General features: G+C 65.6%; 24 protein-coding genes, 1 tRNA gene and 1 other RNA gene. 7 read left to right on the top strand and 19 right to left on the bottom strand.

The window, feature by feature from the left end; genetic code table 11:
* Positions 1-11: 11 nt before the first annotated feature.
* The 5 genes from fabG to XaFJ1_RS02815 all read right to left on the bottom strand — a co-directional run bounded on the left by fabG (position 12) and on the right by XaFJ1_RS02815 (position 3,901).
* The gene (gene fabG, locus XaFJ1_RS02835; RefSeq protein WP_012915155.1) at positions 12-755 is read right to left on the bottom strand and encodes a 3-oxoacyl-ACP reductase FabG; all 744 of its coding nucleotides are present in this window, start codon (positions 753-755) and stop codon (positions 12-14) included.
* A gap of 90 nt (positions 756-845) precedes the next feature.
* Positions 846-1,790 carry an ACP S-malonyltransferase gene (gene fabD / locus XaFJ1_RS02830; RefSeq protein ID WP_012915154.1) on the bottom strand — a complete coding sequence of 315 codons (945 nt, stop codon included), beginning with the start codon at positions 1,788-1,790 and terminating at the stop codon, positions 846-848.
* Between the two features lie 225 nt (positions 1,791-2,015).
* A complete protein-coding gene (locus XaFJ1_RS02825) occupies positions 2,016-2,999 on the bottom strand; it encodes a beta-ketoacyl-ACP synthase III (protein WP_012915153.1) in 984 nt (327 codons plus the stop codon).
* Between the two features lie 96 nt (positions 3,000-3,095).
* A complete protein-coding gene (rpmF, locus tag XaFJ1_RS02820) occupies positions 3,096-3,290 on the bottom strand; it encodes a 50S ribosomal protein L32 (RefSeq protein ID WP_012915152.1) in 195 nt (64 codons plus the stop codon).
* 101 nt (positions 3,291-3,391) lie between these two features.
* Positions 3,392-3,901: a YceD family protein gene (locus XaFJ1_RS02815; protein WP_045756717.1), complete on the bottom strand. Its 510-nt coding sequence runs from the start codon at positions 3,899-3,901 to the stop codon at positions 3,392-3,394.
* 121 nt (positions 3,902-4,022) lie between these two features.
* Between XaFJ1_RS02815 and XaFJ1_RS02810 the strand changes: the two genes are divergently transcribed.
* Positions 4,023-4,595, top strand: coding sequence for a Maf family protein (locus XaFJ1_RS02810; protein WP_012915150.1), 573 nt, complete (start codon positions 4,023-4,025; stop codon positions 4,593-4,595).
* Here XaFJ1_RS02810 and XaFJ1_RS02805 read toward each other — a convergent pair.
* Complete coding sequence (locus XaFJ1_RS02805; protein ID WP_045756716.1) at positions 4,563-5,216, bottom strand: hypothetical protein; 654 nt, start codon at positions 5,214-5,216, stop codon at positions 4,563-4,565. The genes XaFJ1_RS02810 and XaFJ1_RS02805 overlap by 33 nt on opposite strands.
* A 234-nt stretch (positions 5,217-5,450) precedes the next feature.
* Positions 5,451-7,301, bottom strand: a complete 1,851-nt coding sequence (locus tag XaFJ1_RS02800; protein WP_012915149.1) for a glycosyltransferase family 39 protein — start codon at positions 7,299-7,301, stop codon at positions 5,451-5,453.
* 47 nt (positions 7,302-7,348) lie between these two features.
* Between XaFJ1_RS02800 and XaFJ1_RS02795 the strand changes: the two genes are divergently transcribed.
* The 4 genes from XaFJ1_RS02795 to XaFJ1_RS02780 are packed head-to-tail and all read left to right on the top strand — an operon-like array spanning position 7,349 to position 11,718.
* The gene (locus XaFJ1_RS02795) at positions 7,349-8,302 is read left to right on the top strand and encodes an AAA family ATPase (protein ID WP_045756715.1); all 954 of its coding nucleotides are present in this window, start codon (positions 7,349-7,351) and stop codon (positions 8,300-8,302) included.
* A 5-nt stretch (positions 8,303-8,307) separates the two neighbouring features.
* A complete protein-coding gene (locus XaFJ1_RS02790; RefSeq protein WP_012915147.1) occupies positions 8,308-9,264 on the top strand; it encodes a DUF58 domain-containing protein in 957 nt (318 codons plus the stop codon).
* A complete protein-coding gene (locus tag XaFJ1_RS02785) occupies positions 9,257-11,206 on the top strand; it encodes a transglutaminase TgpA family protein (RefSeq protein WP_012915146.1) in 1,950 nt (649 codons plus the stop codon). Before XaFJ1_RS02790 ends, XaFJ1_RS02785 begins: the two co-directional genes overlap by 8 nt.
* Positions 11,203-11,718 carry a Slp family lipoprotein gene (locus XaFJ1_RS02780; protein WP_012915145.1) on the top strand — a complete coding sequence of 172 codons (516 nt, stop codon included), beginning with the start codon at positions 11,203-11,205 and terminating at the stop codon, positions 11,716-11,718. The genes XaFJ1_RS02785 and XaFJ1_RS02780 overlap by 4 nt, the downstream gene beginning before the upstream one ends.
* Positions 11,719-11,830: 112 nt before the next feature.
* Here XaFJ1_RS02780 and XaFJ1_RS02775 read toward each other — a convergent pair whose 3' ends face one another.
* The 5 genes from XaFJ1_RS02775 to dnaX form a co-directional block, all read right to left on the bottom strand.
* Positions 11,831-12,178 carry a histidine triad nucleotide-binding protein gene (locus tag XaFJ1_RS02775; protein ID WP_012915144.1) on the bottom strand — a complete coding sequence of 116 codons (348 nt, stop codon included), beginning with the start codon at positions 12,176-12,178 and terminating at the stop codon, positions 11,831-11,833.
* An 82-nt stretch (positions 12,179-12,260) separates the two neighbouring features.
* Positions 12,261-12,875, bottom strand: coding sequence for a recombination mediator RecR (recR, locus tag XaFJ1_RS02770; protein WP_012915143.1), 615 nt, complete (start codon positions 12,873-12,875; stop codon positions 12,261-12,263).
* Positions 12,872-13,063 carry a hypothetical protein gene (locus XaFJ1_RS02765; RefSeq protein ID WP_045756714.1) on the bottom strand — a complete coding sequence of 64 codons (192 nt, stop codon included), beginning with the start codon at positions 13,061-13,063 and terminating at the stop codon, positions 12,872-12,874. Before XaFJ1_RS02765 ends, recR begins: the two co-directional genes overlap by 4 nt.
* Positions 13,064-13,148: 85 nt before the next feature.
* Positions 13,149-13,469 carry a YbaB/EbfC family nucleoid-associated protein gene (locus XaFJ1_RS02760; protein ID WP_012915142.1) on the bottom strand — a complete coding sequence of 107 codons (321 nt, stop codon included), beginning with the start codon at positions 13,467-13,469 and terminating at the stop codon, positions 13,149-13,151.
* A 6-nt stretch (positions 13,470-13,475) separates the two neighbouring features.
* Positions 13,476-15,311 carry a DNA polymerase III subunit gamma/tau gene (dnaX, locus tag XaFJ1_RS02755; protein ID WP_012915141.1) on the bottom strand — a complete coding sequence of 612 codons (1,836 nt, stop codon included), beginning with the start codon at positions 15,309-15,311 and terminating at the stop codon, positions 13,476-13,478.
* Positions 15,312-15,547: 236 nt separating this feature from the next.
* On the opposite strand from dnaX, the gene XaFJ1_RS02750 reads away from it, so the two are divergent.
* Together XaFJ1_RS02750 and ffs are read left to right on the top strand one after the other, a co-directional pair.
* Positions 15,548-15,640: transfer RNA gene (locus tag XaFJ1_RS02750), tRNA-Ser, on the top strand.
* Between the two features lie 103 nt (positions 15,641-15,743).
* Positions 15,744-15,840, top strand: an RNA gene (gene ffs / locus XaFJ1_RS02745) — signal recognition particle sRNA small type.
* Between the two features lie 112 nt (positions 15,841-15,952).
* Here the strand turns inward: ffs and XaFJ1_RS02740 are convergent.
* The 7 genes from XaFJ1_RS02740 to XaFJ1_RS02710 are packed head-to-tail and all read right to left on the bottom strand — an operon-like array spanning position 15,953 to position 20,090.
* Positions 15,953-16,378 carry a molybdenum cofactor biosynthesis protein MoaE gene (locus XaFJ1_RS02740; protein WP_012915140.1) on the bottom strand — a complete coding sequence of 142 codons (426 nt, stop codon included), beginning with the start codon at positions 16,376-16,378 and terminating at the stop codon, positions 15,953-15,955.
* Between the two features lie 3 nt (positions 16,379-16,381).
* Positions 16,382-16,627, bottom strand: coding sequence for a MoaD/ThiS family protein (locus tag XaFJ1_RS02735; RefSeq protein WP_012915139.1), 246 nt, complete (start codon positions 16,625-16,627; stop codon positions 16,382-16,384).
* A complete protein-coding gene (gene moaC, locus XaFJ1_RS02730) occupies positions 16,624-17,142 on the bottom strand; it encodes a cyclic pyranopterin monophosphate synthase MoaC (protein ID WP_012915138.1) in 519 nt (172 codons plus the stop codon). Before moaC ends, XaFJ1_RS02735 begins: the two co-directional genes overlap by 4 nt.
* A gap of 31 nt (positions 17,143-17,173) precedes the next feature.
* Complete coding sequence (locus XaFJ1_RS02725) at positions 17,174-17,548, bottom strand: nuclear transport factor 2 family protein (RefSeq protein ID WP_012915137.1); 375 nt, start codon at positions 17,546-17,548, stop codon at positions 17,174-17,176.
* Between the two features lie 3 nt (positions 17,549-17,551).
* Positions 17,552-18,586 carry a GTP 3',8-cyclase MoaA gene (gene moaA / locus XaFJ1_RS02720; RefSeq protein WP_012915136.1) on the bottom strand — a complete coding sequence of 345 codons (1,035 nt, stop codon included), beginning with the start codon at positions 18,584-18,586 and terminating at the stop codon, positions 17,552-17,554.
* On the bottom strand, positions 18,583-19,341 hold the full coding sequence (locus XaFJ1_RS02715; RefSeq protein ID WP_012915135.1) for an MBL fold metallo-hydrolase: 759 nt from the start codon (positions 19,339-19,341) through the stop codon (positions 18,583-18,585). Before XaFJ1_RS02715 ends, moaA begins: the two co-directional genes overlap by 4 nt.
* Positions 19,341-20,090: a 3-deoxy-D-manno-octulosonic acid kinase gene (locus XaFJ1_RS02710; protein WP_012915134.1), complete on the bottom strand. Its 750-nt coding sequence runs from the start codon at positions 20,088-20,090 to the stop codon at positions 19,341-19,343. Before XaFJ1_RS02710 ends, XaFJ1_RS02715 begins: the two co-directional genes overlap by 1 nt.

Raw genomic sequence — 20,090 nt, 5'->3', positions numbered from 1 at the left:
GCGTCACAGGCTCACGGCATGTACATCCCGCCGTTCACATGCAGGGTCTCGCCAGTGATGTAACCAGCGCAGGGACCGACCAGAAACGCCACCGCATGGGCGATGTCAGCAGTTTGACCAAGCTGACCCAGCGCGATCTGCTGCAACAGCGCGGTGCGCTGCGCTTCGGGCAGGGCCTTGGTCATATCGGTGTCGATGAAACCCGGTGCAACCACGTTGACGGTGATGCCGCGCGAACCGATTTCCTTGGCCATCGACTTGGAGAAGGCGATGATGCCGGCCTTGGCCGCGGCATAGTTGGCCTGTCCCGGATTCCCGGTCACCCCGACCACCGAAGCGATGTTGACGATGCGTCCCTTGCGCGCCTTCATCATGCCGCGCAGCACCGCTTTGGAGGTGCGGAACACACTGGTGAGGTTGGTATCGATGATCGCCTGCCAGTCCTCGTCGCGCATCCGCATCAGCAGCGTGTCGCGGGTGATGCCAGCGTTGTTGACCAGGATCGAGACAGGTCCGAATTCCTTTGCAATCGCCTCGATCAATGCATCGACCGCGGCGGCGTCGGTGACGTCCAGCGGGCGGCCGTGACCACCGCTGGCGGCAAGCCGCGCGCCGATCGCCTGCGCACCGGCATCGGAGGTCGCGGTCCCGATGACAGTGGCACCCTGCGCGGCCAGTTCGTCGGCAATGGCTGCGCCGATACCGCGGCTGGCGCCGGTGACGAGAGCGATTTCTCCCTGCAATGGCTTGCTCATCTACATTTTCCTTCAAAAGCGGACGGCGCGCGATGCGCCAGGGAATGAACGCCGGCGTGGGCGGAGCGCCCGACGCACGACAACCGGATATCAAACAGCCCAGGCCTCGCGCGCACCGACGAAATCGGTCGGTACCGACAGGGCGCGACCATCGAGCGATTTGTCGATGCGTTTGATCAGCCCGGTCAACACTTTACCTGGACCGCACTCGGCCACCCGGGTGGCGCCACGCGCAGCCAGCGCCTGCACGCAGTTGGTCCAACGCACGGGCAGGTACAACTGCTCGACTAGCGCCAGGCGGATGGCCTCGACACCATCGTGTACCTGCGCATCGACGTTCTGTACCACCGGCAACTGCGGCGCATGCCAGGCGACTCCACGCATCGCATCGGCCAGACGATTAGCCGCCTCACGCATCAACGGCGTGTGCGAGGGGACGCTAACCGCCAGCTTCACCACCTTGCGCACGCCACGCTCGCTCAGCAACGCCAGCGCACGCTCGACCGCAGCGGCATGGCCCCCGATCACCACCTGACCGGGCGCGTTGTAATTGGCGGGGATCACCACCTCACTGTCGGCAGCCTCCGCGCAGACCGCTTCGATCAGTGCATCCTCGGCACCGATCACCGCGGCCATCGCACCTACCCCGGCAGGAGCGGCATCCTGCATGAGTTGCCCGCGCAACCGCACCAACTGCGCGCCATCATGCAGCGACAGTGCGTCAGCAGCGACCAGCGCGCTGTATTCGCCCAGGCTATGCCCGGCGAGCAACGCCGGGCGTGCGCCGCCTTCGGCCAACCACAGACGCCACAGCGCCACGCTGGCCGCCAGCAGCGCCGGTTGCGTATATTCGGTGCGATTGAGCATCTCTTCCGGGCCGTCCTGACTCAGCGCCCATAGATCTACGCCGGCACCGTCGGAGGCCTCGACGAAGCTGTCACGTACTTGCGGATGTTGTTCGGCGACATCCGCCAGCATGCCCAACGATTGCGAACCTTGGCCGGGAAAGACAAAGGCGAGTGTGGAATCGGTCACACGGATGGCCCTGCAAAAATCGAGCGGCGATGATACGGGCGAAATCCGCCGTGCGTCTGTACCCGTGCGTATTGATGCGACACATCCACCACCATGGAAGGAACATAAGGAGGCCGCCAGCCCCATGCCCAGGGGACGCGCCGCAGCGCTCCCGACCGCACGTGCATACCGCGCGCGACCATCGGGCAGCCCAACGTCATCGGCACCGAATGCGCGCGAATCCGCTCAGTAGCGCAGGAGTGCCGAGCCCCAGGTGAAACCGCCGCCAAAGGCTTCCAGCAGCAGCAACTGGCCGCGCTGGACGCGACCTGAGCGCACTGCCACGTCCAGCGCCATCGGCACCGAGGCGGACGACGTGTTGCCATGCACGTCCACCGTGACCACCACCTGATCCATCGACATATCCAGGCGTTTTGCGGTGGCCTCGATGATGCGCAGGTTGGCCTGATGCGGAATCAACCAGTCCAGATCGTGCTTGTCCAAGCCGTTGGCTTGCAGGGTCTCATCGACCACCGCATCCAGCGCCTTGACCGCGTATTTGAAGACCTCGCTGCCCTTCATCTGGATGCCACCACCAGCCAGATGGCCGGTGCCATCGACCAACCCCGTGCCGATGCCGGTGGCGTTCAACAGGAGTTCCTTCTTGCTACCGTCGGCATGCAAATGCGTGCTGAGAATGCCGGTGTCCTCGTCGGCACGCAGCACCACCGCACCGGCGCCATCGCCGAACAACACGCAGGTGGTGCGCTCGGTCCAGTCAACGATGCGGCTGAGAATTTCGGTACCGATCACCAGCACGGTCTTGGCGTCGCCGCTGCGGATGAACTTGTCGGCCACCCCGAGCGCGTAGACGAAGCCGGAGCAGGCGGCATTGAGGTCCAGCGCCGGACAACCAACCGCCCCCAGCCGGGCCTGGATCAGGCAAGCTGTGGAGGGGAAGATCAAGTCGGGTGTCGTGGTACCGACAACGATCATGTCCAACTCGGCGGCCTGGATACCGGCGGCCTCGATCGCCTGCAGCGCGGCCTCGTAACCGAGGTCGCCAGCGGTCTGCCCGGGGGCCGCGATGTGCCGCTCGCGGATGCCGGTACGGCTACGGATCCATTCGTCGCTGGTCTCGACCATGTGCGACAGATCGTCGTTGGTCAATACTTTTTCAGGCAAATAACTACCTGTGCCCGCGATCCTGGAATAGATACGCTTGCTCATGCTGGTTCCTGTTACAGGTGACGCGGGCCGCCCGGCGTGGCGCGGCCTGTGAAGAGAGGTGCCCCCGTCCGCCGCAACGCGGTGGACGGACACGCATCAATCTTCTTCGACCTGCGCGGTCTTGGTGGCGATCACCTTCTTGCCACGGTAGTACCCCTCGGCGGTGACGTGGTGGCGCAGGTGGATCTCGCCGCTGGTCGGGTCGGTCGACAACTGCTTGGCGCTGAGGGCGTCGTGCGAACGGCGCTGGCCGCGGCGGGACGGGGTGACACGGGATTTCTGCACAGCCATGGGATTGCTCCAAACTCGGTTCGTTTACATCTGTCGTCATTACGTCGCGCAGGACGCGCGCGTCCGGCAACAACCTCAGGTAGCGGCAGGCAGGCCGGCCACTACGGTTTCTTCAGCGCAGCCAACGCCGCGAACGGGCTGACCTTGCGTATCTCTTCCTCGGTCGCCGACCAATCGCGATCGACCGCCCCGCTCCCGGGCGCCACCGGCACCAGCGGCACCGCCAACACCAGTTCGTCCTCGACCAGATCGGCGGGCCGCAGCATACCGTCGTCCGGCACCAGCAACGCCTCGTGTTCCGGCGGCAACGCGGCCTCTTCGGCCTCGTTGCGAATCAGCCCAAGCCGCTGCACGCTCGACACCGGCAGCAGAAAGCGCTGCAGACTGCGCTGACAAATCAGCGGCAATGCGGTCTCGATCCTCAATTCGACGTAGGACACTTGCATCACAGCATCGCGGCCGAATTCCAGCGTATAGCGGCATTCGCCTTCGGTATCGGCCAGACTGCCTTGCAGACGGGTCATCGCCGATAGCGGCAGACGGTCCTCGAAGACCCTGCGCGCTGCGACCATCCGCCAAGCATCCAACAGTTCGGGCACGTTCGCGGACATAAGCCGCAGAATGTTAAGGATTGCCACTAGCACTGTCAAACCACCCCGTCCCGGCGCTTGCCCGCCCGCGACGGCCGTCGCAGACTGCCAGCCCCGCGCCATCATCCCGCCCCCATCGCCGATGCCGCCACTGATCCTGGCCTCCACGTCCATCTACCGCCGCGAATTGCTGCTGCGACTCCGCCTACCGTTCGATTGTGTGCGTCCGCAGGTCGAGGAGACACCACTGCCCGGCGAAACGCCGTTCACGTTGGCACAGCGTCTGGCTGCCGCCAAAGCAGCGGCAGTCGCCCCCCATGCCAGCGACGCCTGGGTCATCGGCGCCGACCAGGTCGCCGAACTGGACGGCCAACCACTGGGCAAGCCCGGCGATGCCGTCACGGCACGAGCGCAACTGGCGGCCATGTCCGGACGCACTGTGTGCTTCCACACCGCCGTGTGCCTGCAACGCGGCGCACGGACGCTACATGCCTGCGACTTGACCGAAGTGCAGTTCCGCGACCTGCACGCCGATGCCATCGCCCGTTACGTCGATGCCGAGCAACCGCTGGACTGCGCAGGCAGTTTCAAGTGCGAAGGTCTTGGCATCAGCCTGTTCCGCGCGATCAACACCCAGGATCCGACCGCGCTGATCGGGCTGCCCTTGATCGCGCTGGCCGGGCTACTGCGCGAGGCCGGCTATCTGCTCCCCTGACCTCTGCAAAGGCTCGGCCGATCCGAATCGCGAGCATAGACCAAGATGCCCCGCAGATGGAACACACATGAGCAGCCGCTTGGCAACAGGAGATGCGCGATGCAGGAGAATCAACCCCAAGGCCACTGAAAACGCCACCAACGTCGTGGAAAAACCCAATACTCCAACCACCGCAACAGCCACAGCGAGCAAGTCACCCTTCCAAGCAAGCCGGGGATCGGTCAACACATAGACTGGCACGATGCATCCCAGCAAACTGACGAATACAGCGACCTGCCAGCCCCACTGCAAGTTGATCAAATGTCCAGGATAAAGTGCCAGGAACACGAACACGCATCCCCAGCCAGAATGCAGCCACGCGCCGAATTCGCGCAGCACCATCCGTAGCAGAACCGCAGCAGAAAAACCCAGCAATACCACACTGACAAGACAATCCAGCCAAGTCTGGCCACCGGATACACGAGTCGTGAGCAGCAAAATCGCATAGGCCGCCGTGTGCAGATGGCTGCCATCGTGAACTTTCCAGAAATCCGATCTCGCCAAGTGTCCATTCTCCCAGGCTTGATAGATCGGCACCAAATCGATGTTATCCCAGAGCAGAATCGGGATACGCCACGCCATTGCGAGGCACGCAGTGAGGACAATCCCAAATACAAACAACCACCAAACACTTGTCGGCCTCAACTGTCCAAACCGATATAAACATGTCGACAATACGCCGCGACCACGACTCATCTGCGCATCAATGCTATACATCGGCATTAAACTCTCGCTTCACTAGCCTTCATAAGACAGATTAAGATTCTGGAACGCAGAAATCGCCTCACGCCGTTCAATTCCACGATGCAATGGACTTTACTTCTTCGCATCCAAAATGATCGACTGCTCCAGCCAATCCTCGACGCTACCGTCGCGACCATACAGGCGCAGACCAAGCCAATGCGTTCCCGGCGTCAGCGCGCTGACGTCGAGCGTGGCGCGGAAACCAATGTTCGGATGGCCAGGATCGGTGGAGATATTCCAGAACGCGGCGACGTCATTGCGCTCGCCATAGCGCGCCTGCGCGGCGACCTTGCCATCGAGCAACACCTCCACGCGCGCGATCCCAACCCCGTCCTTGAACGCCCAACCAGACACCTCCACACGACGCCCAACCGCTGCATCGACAGCCGGCGTATCGATCCAGGCCATCGCCGGCGTGGTGCACGGGCCGGGCAGGCGCTGAGCTGGCAACGCAAACAACAGGAATCGCTGGCTACCATGGTCGTTGGACACCACCTGCGGCGGTGGCAGTGGACCGACCAGGTCGCAGATTGCGTGGTAGCGCTGCAAGAGCAGACGGTATCGCATGTCGTTCGGCGAAAGCACCAGCAGGCGCGGCCCGTCGCGACGACCATCGCTGAGCAACCCCCATTGCCGCAATTGCGCGCTGCGCCCGTGTTTGGTGTTCAGCGGATGCGGCAGCACCTGAATGTCGGGATCGTGCAATTGGAAACCGAGTTCGGCACCGACCTTGAAATTGTCCGCCAACACCTGCGTGCCCGCCGGCATCGCTGCCAGTTCGCGGCGCACCGCCGCAGCCAGCGGCTGCCAGCCGGCGAAATTGCGCGGGTAGTACTTGTCGCCTGCAGCATGCTCGCGTATTGCCGGTAGCGACACCGCCAGGTAACAGCCGAATGCGGCAATCAGCCCCAGCCCGGTCAGCAGCCAGGTCGCGCGGCGCAGCCGCTTGGACCAGCCGTTGAGGATCATCGGCGTGGCGATCAACAAGGCCAGATAGCCTGGCAACGGCCAGTGGAAACTGACCCGCTCGACATCGGTAAAGAAACCGAGCAGGAAGATGCCCAGAGTGGACACGCCACCGAGCAGACCGAAGTAACGCCACTGCACCCGTGCGCCACCGTTACCGCCGCCACGCGTGGCGATCAACGCAACCTTTGCCATCGCCACCGCCAGCAATGGCGTCACCAACAGCAGTTGGATCAACACGAACCCGATGCCGGCGGACTGGAAGCTCCAAGGGTGGCGATCGATCAACTGAAACTTGAGGCCAGCCTCGCCGTTGTCCACATTCCAGGCCAGCAACGGCAGCCAGGCGACGATGCCCAGCGCCAGCGCGACCCACACCTGCGGATCGCGCAGCATGCGCCTGCCCTGCGGAATCAGCAGCAAGGCGATCGCACCGACTCCGATCACGCCGACAAAACGGTAGTGACTCAGTGCACCGATGCTCAGACCCAGCGCCAATTCCACCGCACTCATCGCCTCGACCTTGCGTAGCAAACGCGCGCTGGCGTCGATGCACAGGATCGTCGCCAGCGCCATCGGCACGTCAGGCAACGCGAGAATACCCAGCGTCCCCGACAGGGGCATCAACAAGGTCAGACTGCCGGCGCGCCAACCCGCCACCGCGCCGAACCAGCGCGTGGCAATGCGCGCGATCAGCCACGGCATCCCTGCACTCAACAACAGGAAGGGCGCGCGCAACGCCAACAAATGATCGCCGCCGATGGCCACGCCCAGCCGCACCAGCCAGGCGGTGAGCCCAGGCAGATCCGAATAGGCGGCAGCTAGATGCTGGCCCTCTTGCCAATAAAATGCCTCATCCACGAATAATGGCAAATGCGCAGCCACTAGCAATTTGGCAGCCGTCACCCCTATCCACAGCACCAGAAAGATGCTGCGTGCTCGTTGTTCGCCTTGCATTGCCCGTAAACTCCCTCAAACCGTTGCGAGACCGCTGCGAGAATGCGATGCCGACTCCGCCCCGCTTACCGGGAATGCTAACCGATACGCTGCGCGAAGCACTCGCGCGTGCGCAGCGGCAGGTCAATGCGCTGGTGCTGGGCAAGCCGCAGCAGGTGCGCATGGCCTTTGTCGCCCTGCTATCGGGTGGACACCTGCTGATCGAAGACCTGCCAGGCCTCGGCAAGACCACCCTGGCGCATGCGTTGGCGGCGAGCCTGGGCCTGGGTTTCCAGCGCGTGCAGTTCACCTCCGACCTGTTGCCGGCCGATGTGCTCGGGGTCTCGGTGTACGACCCGCAATCGCGTCAATTCCAGTTCCATCCCGGGCCGGTGTTCACCCACGTGCTGCTCGCCGACGAGATCAACCGCGCACCACCGCGCACCCAGAGCGCGCTGCTGGAGGCAATGGCCGAGCAGCAAGTCACTCTGGATGGCACCACCCATCCGTTGCCGGCGCCGTTCTTCGTCATCGCCACACAGAATCCGGTAGATCTGTCGGGCACCTTTGCGCTGCCCGACTCGCAATTGGACCGCTTTTTGCTGCGCCTGTCGCTTGGTTATCCGAATGCCGAGTCCGAGCGTGCGCTGCTCAGCGGCAGCGACCGCCGCGACCTGATCGCACAAGCACAGCCGCTGCTCAGCGATACCGACATCGCCACACTGCGGCACAGCGTGGAGCAGATTCATGCCAGTGACGCGCTGATTGATTACGTGCAGGCATTGATGGCACGCAGTCGCCAGCATCCGGGAGTCCGCGTGGGCCTGTCGCCACGCGCCGGCATCGCACTACTGCGCGCCGCCAAGGCACATGCGTTGCTGCTCGGTCGCAGCCATGTCCTGCCCGACGACGTGCAGGCACTGTTCGTGGAGGTGGCCGAGCACCGGCTGGTGGCCGAGCAGGAATCGGCTTCCGGACAGGCGCTGGCCAAAGCAATCCTGCACAGCGTCGCCGTGGACTGACACCGATGCCGGCACGGCAACGCGACTGGCGGCAACGACTGGCACGGCTGGCGACGCCACGCGATCCGGAACCCCTGCCAGTGCGACTGGACCGGCGCCGCATCTACATCCTGCCGACGCCGTTCGGCAACTTCATCGCCCTGCTGCTGGCAACGATGCTGCTCGGCGCGCTGAACTACAACAACAATCCGGCACTGCTGCTGGCGATGCTGCTAGCCTCGACCGCGATTGCCAGCGCCATCGTGGCACACCTGCAACTCTCGGGACTGCGCCTGGACGCCCTATCGGCGCAACCCGTCGCCGCCGGCAGCCCACTGCGGCTGCGGCTGGCGCTGATAGCCAACGACGGCCGACGCCGGCGCGGCCTGCGCGTGCGCTACGGCGAAGCGCTGGCCCACCTCGATCTGCACGACGACGATCACAACGAAGCCGACCTGAACATCCCCACCGAACGCCGCGGCTGGATGGATCTGCAACGCATCCAGATCTCCACCACCCAGCCACTGGGTCTGCTGCGCGCCTGGGCCTGGTTCTGGCCCGAGACTCCACTGCTGATCTATCCGCAACCGGAAGCCGACGGCCCGCCACTGCCGGCCGGTACCGGCACACCCACGCAAACCCGGCTGCATGCACTCGGAGAGGAACTCCACCAGTTGCGTCCCTATCGCACCGGCGATGCACCACGCACGATCGCCTGGAAGCATTCCGCACGCCGCGACACCTTGCTGGTGCGCGAGTACGAACGCCCAATCGGTGTGGACGTAGTGCTGGACTGGCGCATGCTGCCAACACTGCCTTACGAGCGCCGCATCGCACGGCTGGCGCGCTGGGTCGACGAAGCCGAGCGCGATGGCCGCCGTTATCGCCTGTTGCTGCCCGGGCATCCCGCGCTAGGTCCGGACCGTGGCCCGCAGCACCGACACCTGTGTCTGCGCGCGCTAGCGCTGTTGCCGCATGACTGAGTCGCGCACGCCTGCGTTGAGCGCATCCAGCCGGGCCTGGGCAATGAGCACTGCGCTGCTGTCGCTGCTGCCGCTGCTGTTACAACTGCCCACTGCACTGGCCTGGCTGATCGCACTGGCCGCGCTTGTGGTGGGCGCCAGTTCGGCCTGGCGCCCACTCCCCGCCGCGCTGCGTCTGGCACTGGTCGCGGCGATGCTGACGACGCTGTACTGGCAAGCCGGGCTGCGCTTCGGTCGCGACACCGGATGTGCCCTGCTCGCGGCCATGTTGGCGATCAAACCATCGGAACTGCACACGCTACGCGACGCGCGCAGCCTGCTCGGCTTCGCGCTGTTCGCGCCTTTCGCCGCCTTCCTGCTGGATCAAGGACCGGCGACGATGGCAATGGCGCTGGCCGCGGTGATCCTCGCCCTGCTGTGCATGCAGCGTCTGGCCGACCAGGAAGGGTACAGCGAACGCCGTCCACTGCGGGGGCAACTGCGCAGCGTCGGCCGTCTGCTGGCGTTGGGCCTGCCACTGGCGCTGGCTGCATTCTGGCTGTTTCCGCGCCTGGGCGCGCCTCTGTGGGGCGTTCCGGAACGCGCACTGGGCCGGCCCGGTCTGTCGGACACGATGACACCAGGACAATGGCTGGACCTGATGGCCGACGACACCCCGGCACTACGCGTACAGTTCTTCGGCCCGGTGCCACCGCCCACCGAGCGTTACTGGCGTGGACCGGTGCTGTGGGATTTCGACGGCCGCACCTGGCGCACTCAGGACGACAATGCAACGGCGCCCGCACCAACCATGCAATCCGGCCCCAATGCGTGGGACTACCAGATCGAAGTGGAGCCGACCGACCGCCGCCAACTGGTCGCTCTGGAACTGCCGCTACAGGCGCCCGCCGGCACCCGGCTCTCGGCAGACGCCGTGCTGCAAACCGAGCAACCGCTCAGCGCACTGACCCGTTGGCACCTGCGCTCGGCACCGCCGCAGTGGCTACAAACCGATCTGGCACCCGCGCAGCGCCAGCGCGCACTGGCGCTGCCACCGGGCTATAACCCGCGCACCCTGGCGCTGGCACGGCAATGGCGACAACAAGCCGGCAGCGACGATGCGGCAATCGTCGCCCGCGCACTGCAATGGATCCGCCACGACTTCGCCTACACCCTGCAAACGCCACTACCCGGCCGCGACAGTGTGGACGAATTCCTGTTCCGGCAGAAAGCCGGCTTCTGCGAACACTTCAGTTCGGCCTTCGTGGTGCTGATGCGTGGCGCCGGCATTCCCTCCCGCATCGTCACCGGCTATGCCGGCGGCACCCGCAACCGGCTCGGCGACTACTGGGTGGTCCGACGCATGGACGCGCACGCCTGGGCCGAGGTGTGGCTGGCGCAACGCGGCTGGGTGCGCGTGGACCCGACCGCAGCGGTCGCACCGGAACGCATCTACGACACCCTGGAAGAGCGCATCGGTGGCGACGGCACGACACAGGGCGACGGCGCCATCTGGCAGTGGCGCGATGTCGCCGACTGGGCCCGCCGTGGGTGGAACGATCTGGTCCTATCCTTCGACGCCAATCGCCAGCAGCTGCTGCTGCGCCATATCGGCATCACCCGGCTGGAGCCAACACAACTAGTGGCCCTGTTCGCCGGTTGCGCGGCGCTACTGTTAGGCGCGACGGCCTGGTGGCTGGCCCGTGCCGAACGCGAGCGCGACCCGTTGTTGCGGGCCTGGCGGCGCCTTGGTCGCCGCTATGCGCGGCTGGGCCTGGAGCGCCAGATGCACGAACCAGCACTGACGTGGGCCGCACGCGTGCACCGGAGAGTGGGCGAGGCAGGGCTGATTTCGCTCAGCCGGCGTTTCGCCGATGCGCGCTACGCTGGCGCCGATTCGGACAGCGCTTCATTGTTGCGCGACCTGCGCAGGCACCGTCCGCCAACCGGAGCATCCCGATGAAGACCCGCCTGCTGTTCCCTATGCTCGCCGCGCTGGTCCTGGGCGCCTGCGCGACCGCCCCCAAACCGCTGCAAGGCCAGTTCGCTTCCGTCACCCCACGCGATTCGGTCACTGGACAGCAAGTCGGCGCCGCCGTGCGCTGGGGCGGCAAGATCATCAAGACCATGCCCGGCCAGGGCCAGACCTGCTTCCAGATGCTGTCGCGTCCACTCAACGCCAGCGGCCGACCGGACAGCGACTCGGCCGACGCCAGCGATGGCCGTTTCGTCGCCTGCCGCTCCGGCTTCTACGACCCCGCCGTGTTCGAACCTGGCCGCGAAGTGACCTTTATCGGCCACGTCGCCGGCTATGAGAACACCCACATCGGCGAATACGACTATCGCCTGGCGAAAATGGATGCCGACGTGGTTTACCTGTGGCCGGTCGTGCGCCAGGTCGAGGTGGTACCGGCCTATCCTTATGGCCCCTGGGGACCTTGGGGTCCGTGGGGTCCGCGCTGGGGCTGGTGGTGAACCTTCTTTCACGTTGAAACAAGAATGCAAAACGCCGCTGACCCAGCGGCGTTTTGCATTGCCCGCCACAGTGACACGCCAGCGGCGCACCGACATCCGGCTACAGCCGCGCTCAGGGCGTACCGAAGCGCCCCAACGGCGCACCCGCCAGCAAATGCAAGTGCAAGTGGAACACGGTCTGTCCGCCATGCTCGCGGCAGTTGATCACCACACGATAGCCATCCTCGGCCAGACCTTGTGCGCGTGCGTAGCTGGCCGCAGCCAGCACCAGTTTTCCGACCAGGGTGGCCTGGTCCGGCAGCAGATCGTCCAGCGTGGGAATCTCCAGCTGCTTGGGAATGAACAACACGTGCACCGGCGCCTGCGGCGCGATGTCCTTGAAGCCGAGGACGACATCGTCTTCGTAGACGATGTTGGCCGGAATTTCACGACGAATGATCTTGCCGAAGATGGTATCCATGGAGCATGCCCGAAACGGTAAAGAGGGGGAGCCGTTATAGCCCAATCCGGCGCGGTGCCGCAGCTGCGCAGCACAAAGCGCGCTACTCGCCCACGCCGCCGCGCGGCACTTCGTTGCGGCTGCCGAACGCATGCGACAACGTGCCGCGGTCCACGTATTCCAGTTCACCGCCCAGCGGCAAGCCCTGCGCCAGCCGGCTCGGCCGCACACCATGCTGGCGGGCCAACTGCGCCAGATAATGCGCGGTGGCCTCGCCCTCGACCGTGGAATTGGTGGCGATGATCAGTTCGGCGACCTCGCCCTGCGCCAGCCGCGCGCCGAGTCGATCCAGACCGAGTTCGCGCGGACCGATGCCGTCCAGTGGCGACAGCCGTCCCTGCAGAATGAAATACAGCCCGCGATAGCCGGTGGCCTGTTCGATCGCCAAGCGGTCGGCCGGCGACTCCACCACGCACAACTGTTGGCGGTCACGACCAGGGCTGGCGCAGATCGCACAGATATCGGTTTCGCTGAAATCGCGGCATTGCGTGCAGTGGCCGACCCGCGCAATCGCCGCATGCAGGGTGTCGGCCAGACGCTGCCCACCGGCGCGTTCGCGTTCGAGCACGTGATACGCCATCCGCTGCGCGGTTTTCTGACCGACCCCCGGCAGGATGCGGAACGCCTCGATCAACTGTTCGAGCAGCGGCGAACTCATGCGCCCCGCGCGCTCCAGGACTGCGCGACGTCAAAACAGTCGAACATTCCGCGAAACCGGCACATCGCCTGGACCACCACGGCATCGATCCGCGCCTTCAATTCCCGGCTGTACTCGGGCGACATCGGCCACCCGATGCCCTCGACTTGCGCACAGTGCACACCTTGGCGCTGCGACAACGTCAACACCGGGGGATCGCCTTGCTCGCCGTCGTGGCGGCGCCATTGCCCATGCCGCCGAGCGGGTGATCGTCGCGTCTGCCGTTCACCATGCTCAGAACGGCAGCTTCATGCCCGGCGGGATCGGCATCCCGGCAGTCGCCGCGCCCATCCGCTGTTTGGACTCGGCATCGACCTTGTTGGAAGCATCGTTGAAAGCGGCGGCGATCAGATCCTCAGCCATCTCCTGATCGGACAGAATGCTCGGATCGATCCGTACCTTGCGGCACTCCTTGGCCCCGGTCAGGGTCACGTTGACCATGCCGCCACCGGCGCTGCCGGTGACTTCCAGCTTCGCCAGTTCTTCCTGGGCGCGCTGCAGGTTTTCCTGCATCTTCTGCGCCTGTTGCATCAATTGTGCGATATTGCCGCGCATCGTGGTTCACTCATCGTAGGGACGGATGGAATCGGGCACGACCCGCGCGCCTTGCTGCTGCATCAGCGCTTGCACCGCCGGGTCGTTGAGGAACGCAGCCTCGGCCGCGTTCTGACGCTCGCCGCGTTGACGGTGCGAACGCTCGTGCAGGGTTTCGGTATCGACCGCGATGCCGCTTTCGATCACGATCTTCGGCCGCTGGCCGAGTGCCTCGGCCAGTGCCTCGGCCAGTTCGCCGAGCGAACGGTCCGATTGCAAATATTCGAAACCCGGCGACAGCGACAACCGCAGCACACTCTGGGCATGACTGACGAAGGCGGCATTGGCCGCGAGTTGCCGTGACGGACCGGTCAGGCCGCAGTCGGCGACCAGTGCCAACCAGTCCTCGGTGCTGTGCAGACCGCGTGCGCCAACGGCAGTCGGCGATGACGCACGCGGCGCCTCGGCCGGCGGCGGCACTGTGTCCGCTTCGGGGGCTGACACAAGCGGCGGGCGCGTGGTGGTCGGCATCGGCGCAGCGGGCGCGGCCGGGCGTGCCGGCGACGGCGCGGGTGGATCCCACGGTGGATCCAGCGCAGTCGCGGACGCATTGGTAGATGTCTGGACGACTGTCGGTGTCGGCGACATGATCGATGCGGAAGGAGTTACCGCCGCCACCGTCGACGGGGACGCGGCCGGCGCAGCGGAAGCGGCCGACGTCGCGCCATGCTGCTCCTGCGCTGGCGCGCCCGCGGCGGACGCCGCCGGCAATGCCGCAGCGTTCGCTGGGCGGAACGCCAGCATCCGCAACACCGCCATCTCGAACCCGGCGCGCGGACTCGGCGCCAGATACAGATCGCGGCGCCCATTCAATGCCATCTGGTACCACAGTTGCACGATTTCCGGACGCAGCCGCTCGGCCAGCGGCGCCAGATCCAGGCCGTCCAGCGTATCCAACGCAGCACCCGGCACCAGTTGCCGTACCTGGATGCGATGCAGCGTCTCGGCCAGCGCCTCCAGCACGCCGCCCCAATCCGGTGAGAACTCGGCCAAACCCGCGACGACCTGCAACAATCGCGCCCCATCGGCATCGACCAGCGCATCGAGCATGGCACCGACCTGAGTGCGATCGACCGTCCCCAGCATCGTCCGCACCACATCCTCGCGCAGCGCGCCGCCAGCGTAGGCGATGGCCTGATCGAGCAGCGACAGACCGTCGCGCAGACTGCCGTCGGCGGCCTTGGCCAACTGCACGATGGCCGAGGCATCCACCTCGATCTGCTCGGCCGCCAGAATCTTGGTCATCTGCCCCTGGATCTGCATCTCGTCCAGGCGCTTGAGGTTGAACTGCAAGCAGCGCGACAGCACCGTCACCGGCAGCTTCTGCGGATCGGTGGTGGCGAGCAGAAACTTCACGTGCTCCGGTGGCTCTTCCAGCGTTTTCAGCAACGCGTTGAACGCCGCCTTCGACAGCATGTGCACTTCGTCGATCAGATAGACCTTGAACTTGCCGCGCGAAGGCATGTATTGCGCGTTTTCGATCACCTCGCGCACATCGTCCACGCCGGTGTTGGACGCAGCGTCGATCTCCAGCAGGTCGATATAGCGGCCTGCATCGATGTCCAGACAGGCTGCACACTTGCCGCACGGATCGGCACTGGTGCCCTGCTCGCAGTTCAGGGACTTGGCGAAGATGCGCGCGATGGTGGTCTTGCCGACGCCGCGCGTGCCCGTGAACAGAAAGGCATGGTGGACCCGCCCGCTGTCCAGGGCATTGGTGAGCGCACGGACCACATGCTCCTGCCCCACCAGTTCGGCAAAACGCTTGGGGCGCCACTTGCGGGCGAGAACGAGATAGGACATCAGGCGACCGTCTTCATCTGAACCGTTATTGTGCCATGTCGCGCCAGGGTCATCGCTCAGGTGCCAGCGCGGCCCCCACCCATCCCTCGCTGACTGGGAAAACGTGGGGTCCAGGCGCTGCGCGACCATGAACAGGCGGCGGCCAGCCTGAGCACCGCCGCTCGCTCACCTTGTGAATGGGGGCCGCGGCGGCTAGAATTCCGCCCTTGCGCGGACCGCTGGCCCCGCAAGAAACCGGAGAGGTGTCCGAGTGGTTGAAGGAGCACGCCTGGAAAGTGTGTAAGCGTCTAAACCGCGCTTCGGGGGTTCGAATCCCCCTCTCTCCGCCAGTTTCCCTGCGCCGCCCTGCGCAGAACTCCTTCGCCTCTCGCGCAGGAATTCCTAAACGGGCAAGAACCGCGCCGCTGGCGCGGTTTCGTCTCTATGGTGGCCCCGTCGGCCCCTCGCGACGCTAGGTCGAAAACCCCGCCAGGGCCGGAAGGCAGCAACGGTATCGATCGACGCGGGCGCCGAGGTTAGCCGGCGGGGTCGCCACCCTACTCCCCCTGTTCGCACTTTCGCATCGCCGATGCTTCTGGCTTGCTGCGCGCTCGCATATCGTCGGGCAACTGCGGCGTGCGCGTTGCGCGATGCCACACGCGCTATTCCGGATGCAACCAGCCCGCGTCGCCGTCGCGGTAGCGCTCGTGTTTCCAGATTGGCACGCGCGCCTTGACCTCGTCGATGACATAACGGCAGGCGCCGAAGGCGGTATCGCGATGCGCGGCGATCACGCCCACCCATACGGCCAAATCGCCAATCGCCAAGTCGCCGATACGGTGGACGCAGCGCAGATCGAGAATGGCGAAACGGGCCAATGCCTCGTCGGCGATGCGCTGGCCTTCGACCTCGGCCAGGGCGGCATAGGCGTCGTAGCGCAGGCCATCGACGGCGCGACCGTCGTTGTGGTCGCGCACCCAGCCTTCGAAGCTGGCATAGGCACCGGCCTGTGCATGCGCCAGCGGCACGCGCAACGCGACAGGATCGAGTGCGTCGTCGGCAAGATGGAAACGCGGCGCGGTGGACATCGATCAGCCTCCCGACACCGGCGGAATGAACACCACTTCCGTGCCATCGCGCAATGCGTCGCCCCAATCGGCGAAGGCGCCATCCACCGCCACACGCAGGCGTTGCGCAGGCCAGCGCAGGCCGTGCCGGGCGTCGAGTTCGGCGTACAACGCGCGCAGATCGGGCACGGCCGTTCGCACCTGTTCTCGGTCAATTCCCGCCGCCTCGCGCAGGCTGGCGAAATACAGCACGGTCACCGAGGCGCTCATGCCACGCTCCCGACATCGCGCTTGCCGCCACGTTTGCCGAGCAATCGCACCGGGCCGATGGTCATCGCATGGGTCAGCGCTTTGCACATGTCGTACACGGTCAGCGCGGCGATGCTGGCGCCGGTCAAGGCTTCCATCTCCACGCCGGTACGGTGCACGGTGCGCACGCGGCATTGGATACGCAACACCTGCAGCGACGCCCAGTCGATGACGAAACGGCAGCCGTCGATCGGCAACGGATGGCAGAACGGAATCAACTCGTGCGTGCGCTTGACCGCCAACGTGCCGGCGATCACTGCGGTGTCGACGATGCCGCCCTTGGCGCTGCGCAGCGCATCGGCGCGCAATTGCGCGGCAACCGCCGCAGGAAAGCGCACCCGCGCTTCGGCCACCGCCACGCGCGCGGTGGCGGGCTTGGCGGAAACGTCCACCATCGCAGGCAGCCCCTGCGGGTCCAGATGGGTCAGGGTCGGCGCCGATGCGCCTGCGGACTTGGCGGATATTTTCTTGGTCATGGATGGCGCTGCCGCTCCCACGGCGCGATGCTCAGACAACACCGGGGATCGGCGTACCTTGATGGAACAGCATGCGCCATTGGCCATCCCAGCGCTGCCACAGCGAACTGCGCAGCGTCTGACGCGGTGGTTCGTCGCGACCGCTACGCTCGCTGCGGTCGCGCAATTGCGCAAGATCCGGCGCCAACAGCTGCGCGTCCATATCGAAAACACGATCAGCGAACCAGCTCACCTCGACAGATAGCGCATGCAACACGGCATGCTTGTCGAAGCGGCGACCGGATGTTCCAAACTCCAGGAAAGCGTCGTCGAGCAGGTCGGCGACGCGCTCGGACGAAGCGCGCAGCACCGGCTCCAGCAATGCCAGTTCCAACCCGACCAATTCGCGTGGCAGTGCGGCGTCCATCGCTCAACCACCGATCAGAAACATTTCGACATGCTTGCCGCGCGTCGCCGGCGCGTCGCCGCGCAGTTCGCTGTAACGGTCGTTGCGCTGCTCCCATAAGACGCGCACGCGTTCGGTCAGCGCCTCCTCGCCATCGGCCAGCGCCGGCATGAGATCGGCCCCTTCGGCAGCGAACAGGCAGGTATAAAGACGACCATCGGCCGAAACCCGTGCACGATGGCAGTCGCCGCAAAACGGCGCGCTGACCGAGGCGACGAAACCGACCTCGCCCCCACCATCGGCGAAGACGTAGCGCGCGGCCACTTCGCCGGGATAATGCGGTTCCAGCGCATGCAGCGGCCAGCGCGCGGCGATGCGCTCGCGCAATCGGGCAGCGGGCACCACCCTGTCACGACGCCAGGCGTTGCATGTGCCGACGTCCATGTATTCGATGAAACGCACCACATGGCCGCTGCCGCGAAAATGCGCCAACAGCGGCAATACCTGGTCATCGTTGACCCCACGCTGGACCACGCAATTAAGTTTGACCGGCCCCAGCCCGGCCGCGACCGCGGCGTCGATGCCAGCCAACACCTGCGCGATCTCGCCACGGCCGCCGGACAACTGCCGGAACAGCAACGGATCGATCGCATCCAGGCTGACGGTGACGCGCTGCAAGCCGGCGTCGCGCAAGGCCTGCGCATGCGTTGCCAACAACACGCCGTTGGTGGTCATCGCCAGATCCTCCACGCCAGCAATGCGCGCGAGCCGTCGCACCAATTCAGGCAATTCGCGGCGCAGCAAGGGCTCGCCGCCGGTCAGGCGCAGCTTGCGCACGCCGTTGCGCACGAAGGCGCGCGCCAGGGTTTCGATCTGCGCGAACGATAGCCGCCCGGCCGCATCGAACCCATAATCGTCGGGGACTTTATCGGCCGGCATGCAGTAGCCGCAGCGGAAGTTGCACGCCTCGATCACCGACAGGCGTAGATCGTGCAACGCACGCCCGCGCCGGTCCGCTGGCGTCGCGGACGCAAGCGGCGGGCGCAGGGCGGCACTCATCCGGCGGGCACCTGCGACAAGCGCGGCGCGGGCAGCGCCACGCATTCGCCCGGCCATGCCACACGGTGACCACGCGTGCGCAAGACCTCGGCATCTTCGGTGCTGGCGTAGTGGTAGAGCATCGTCCTTCGCAGCAATTCGGCGGGATATTCCCGCTCCAGATCGTCTACGCCAGTATGCGACGGGTTGCCGTGAAGACCGCAGTCGTGGGCGATCAGTTCGCCATCGCCGGCATAACGGTTGAGCATTTCCGGAATCGGCCGGGTATCCCCGCTCCACACCAACGCGCCCGGCAGGCGAATGCCATAGGCCGTCTCCGGCCAGTGGTGGCGCACCGGGAACACCTCCAGGCGTACGCCGTCGTGCCAGAACGCGTCGCCGACCGCGATCAACTGAAACGCGTCCCAGAAGTTGGCGCCGCCCTCGGCCAACACGTTCGGGTAGTCGGCCACTCGGCGGTGTAGCAGCGGCAGCACCGTCGCCGGCACGTACAAGCGCACTTTGCCGCACCGTTCGGAGAAATAGCTGTCCACGAACAGGCGCTCGAACCCGGCCACGTGATCCAGATGCACATGGGTGACGAACAACGCCTGCGGCATGGCGCCGTAGTGCGCCTGATAGGCGCTCAGGCCCTCGCCACCACAGTCGATACTCAGCCACGGCCGACCATCGCGCTCGATCGTGGCCATCGGCGAACCCAGTTGCACCGCCAAGGCGTTGCCCACGCCCTGGAAACGCAGCGCCCAGGCACTCATCAGCAACCGCGCTCCCAGGCCAGGTCGTAAGCGCGACGCAGGCGTGCGTAGTCCTTTTCGACCGCATCGATGCCGCGCTCGCCGCGCAGCTTCAACAATGAGCGATGCAGGCGCTTGAGGTTGCGCTCGCGCCAGCCGGTGGCGGGAATGCGCAGCACACTGCGGTCGAAGTCGATCAACCAACCGCGACCATTGCCGTCGAACAGGATGTTGTGCGCGTTGAGATCGGCATGATCCAGGCCAGCGCGATGAAAGCGCGCAAGCAGCCGCCCGGTCTCCTCCCAGGGGGCGCCGTGACCGGCAATCGATGCGCGATCGGCCAGGGAACGCACATCCTCCAGCCGCTCCATCAAGAGCGCGGCACGATAGCGCAGCCCCTGGCGCAGATAGCAAGCGGCCAAGGGCTTGGGCACCGGCAACTTGCGCGCGATCAACGCGCGCATCAGGCGGAACTCGGCGAAGCTGCGGGTGCGGTGAGCACCGCACCACAGGTAGCGGTCGCGACTGAGTTTGGCAACCAAGCCGCCACGGCGATACTGGCGCAGCACGCAGGCGCCGAACGGCGCATCGACGAACCATGTGCCACCGCGCCCGCCAGCATCCACCGGACGCGCGCGTTCGGCCCAGGACGTCGCCGAAAACAGCGCCGGCTCGGGTTGCCGCAGTCGTTCGCGGTCGAACAGAATGGCGCCATCGCCGCGGCTCTCGCGGTATGGCGTCAGTGCTTCGGTAGCGTCGAATGCAACCAT

Origin of the sequence: Xanthomonas albilineans, from assembly GCF_009931595.1 — a bacterium.
Taxonomy (GTDB): domain Bacteria; phylum Pseudomonadota; class Gammaproteobacteria; order Xanthomonadales; family Xanthomonadaceae; genus Xanthomonas_A; species Xanthomonas_A albilineans.
The sequence above is the reverse complement of the archived record's forward strand: the minus strand, read 5'-3'. Positions and strand labels throughout refer to the sequence as shown.